The 1,885-nt window shown below is 70.5% G+C and carries 3 protein-coding genes; 2 read left to right on the top strand and 1 reads right to left on the bottom strand.

Translation table 11 applies throughout. The annotated features are described in order from the left end of the window. Window positions 1–72: 72 nt before the first annotated feature. Window positions 73–864: an alpha/beta fold hydrolase gene (locus tag AB8A24_RS41145; protein ID WP_369479063.1), complete on the bottom strand. Its 792-nt coding sequence runs from the start codon at window positions 862–864 to the stop codon at window positions 73–75. Window positions 865–968: 104 nt separating this feature from the next. Between AB8A24_RS41145 and AB8A24_RS41140 the strand changes: the two genes are divergently transcribed. Continuing rightward, window positions 969–1,388 (top strand): MarR family winged helix-turn-helix transcriptional regulator, encoded by a 420-nt coding sequence (locus AB8A24_RS41140; protein WP_329402940.1) that lies wholly within the window; start codon window positions 969–971, stop codon window positions 1,386–1,388. A 136-nt stretch (window positions 1,389–1,524) separates the two neighbouring features. Beyond that, the gene (locus AB8A24_RS41135; protein ID WP_369479062.1) at window positions 1,525–1,827 is read left to right on the top strand and encodes a hypothetical protein; all 303 of its coding nucleotides are present in this window, start codon (window positions 1,525–1,527) and stop codon (window positions 1,825–1,827) included. Window positions 1,828–1,885: the final 58 nt, after the last annotated feature.

The following is a 1,885-nucleotide window of genomic DNA, read 5'->3' as shown; positions in this document are numbered from 1 at the left end:
CCCATCACATCAGGACACCGGACGGAAACCAGCGCCGTCAGGCGGAACCCAAGATCTGAAACAGAACACGCCTCATGAGGCGAGCCCAGACCTCAAAACCAGGTCACTAGGCGTGGTGAACTCCGCGACGGCTGCGAGCACCGTCTCCGGCGTCTCCAGTTGCGGGAGGTGTCCGGTGTCGGCCAGCGGTCGGAAGACGGCGCCGGGGATGGCGGCTGCGTACGCCTCGCCGTAGCCCAGCGAGGCGATCCGGTCGGCGGTGCCCCAAGCCACCAGGGTGGGAACGCGGGTCGCCGCCAGCCGCCCGGCCAGCGTCGGGTCGGCCATCTCCCGGCCCGCATACGCCGACAGTGTCTCGCGGTTGGCGGCCATCGTGGCGCGCTGGGCCTGGGTGAACCGGTCGGCGGCGGCGAGCGGGGAGCGGGCCGGGTCGTGGAAGGAGAGCGCGGCCACCTCGTCGGGGCGGAGCGCGAAGAAGTCGGCGAGCGGGTGGCCGGGCACGGTGATCCCGACGCCGTTGAGGATGACGGAGGCGGCGATCCGCCCCTCGTCCAGCAGGCCCATCTCGGCTGCGATCCAGCCGCCGATCGAGTTGCCCACCACGGTGACCCCGGTCAGCCCGCGCTCGGCCAGCAGCGCGGTGTACGCAGCGGCCAGCGCGCGGATGCCGTCCAGGGTGGCGGGGCGTTGGGTGCCGTCGAAGCCGGGATGGGTGGGGAGCAGCACCCGGGCGGAGTGGCGCTCGGCCAGGAGCGCGGCGAACGGCCCCATGGAGGCGGGCCCGGCACCGCCGTGAAGCAGCAGGACGGGGCGGCCGGAGCCGGTCTCGTTGACGGTGAACGGGACGGGGGCGGTGGCGTTCATGGGCTCTCCCGGGGGATAACTGCGGCCGCGTCGAGGCTCGCTAATCAACATGCTTATATAAGCAACCTTAGATCAGCAGGCTGGTTTGCGCTAGCCTGAATCCCGTGACCCGGACCCCGCAGCAGGTCGCGCTCGCCGTGAAGCGCCTCCAGAACCGCCACCACCGCGCGCTGACCGCCACCCTCGCCCCGCTCGGCGTCTCCCTCGCGCAGTGGGACACCCTCCGCCATCTGCACGCCCACCCGGACGCCTCGCTGCATGACCTGGCCCAGCTCACCTTCCAGACCGACCAGGCGTTCGGCACCCTCGCCGCCCGGATGGCAGCCCGGGGCCTCATCGAACGCGTCCCCGGCCCCGGCCGGGCGGTCCGGCATGCCCTCACCCCGCACGGCGAAGAGATCCGGCAGGAGGGCGAGCGCCGGGTCGCCGCCGAGGTGGACCGCTCACTCGCCCCCCTCGCAGAGGCCCAACTCGACCAGCTCGGCGCGCTGCTGGAGCAGGTTCTCGCGGCCGGGGAGGGCTAGCGCGTGTCTCCCGTCGTACCAGATCGGTCACCGCCAACATCGAGAGGTCTGCGGAACCGGAGGTCGTACGGGGGTGCGGGCGCGATATCGTGGGGTCTTCTTATCTGCGGTTTTGTGATCTGGCAGGAGTAGCCGCGTGCCCGAGGACCCCATCGCCCACAGCGAGCTCGCTGCCCTGACCCGGCGTTTCGAAGAGGTCGCGGCTCTGGACTCCCGTGAGTTCGGGATCATCAAGTCCGACCTCACCGCAGTGCGCCTGCAGGTCGGCAATCTGGATCAGAAGGTCGAGAACCTCACCGGCCAGGTGAGCGCTGTAACCCAGCGTCTGGAGGGCCTGGAGCGGAAGATCGACGGCTTCATCGACGAGCAGCGCACGGTGAACACGACCATGGTCGAGCTGCTGTCCACGCTCGCGGGCAAGAGCACCGACACACAGTGACCTCATGCCCCTGCGGCTGAACAGCTGGCCAGGGCAAAATCCGGGCCCGGACCGCATG

Origin of the sequence: Streptomyces sp. BF23-19, from assembly GCF_041106355.1 — a bacterium.
Classification (GTDB): Bacteria; Actinomycetota; Actinomycetes; order Streptomycetales; family Streptomycetaceae; genus Streptomyces; species Streptomyces virginiae_A.
The sequence above is the reverse complement of the archived record's forward strand: the minus strand, read 5'-3'. Positions and strand labels throughout refer to the sequence as shown.

Bases quoted from the DNA above. Each gene is read 5' to 3' on its own strand.
- AB8A24_RS41145 (WP_369479063.1), bottom strand. From the start codon at position 864: ATGAACGCCACCGCCCCCGTCCCGTTCACCGTCAACGAGACCGGCTCC.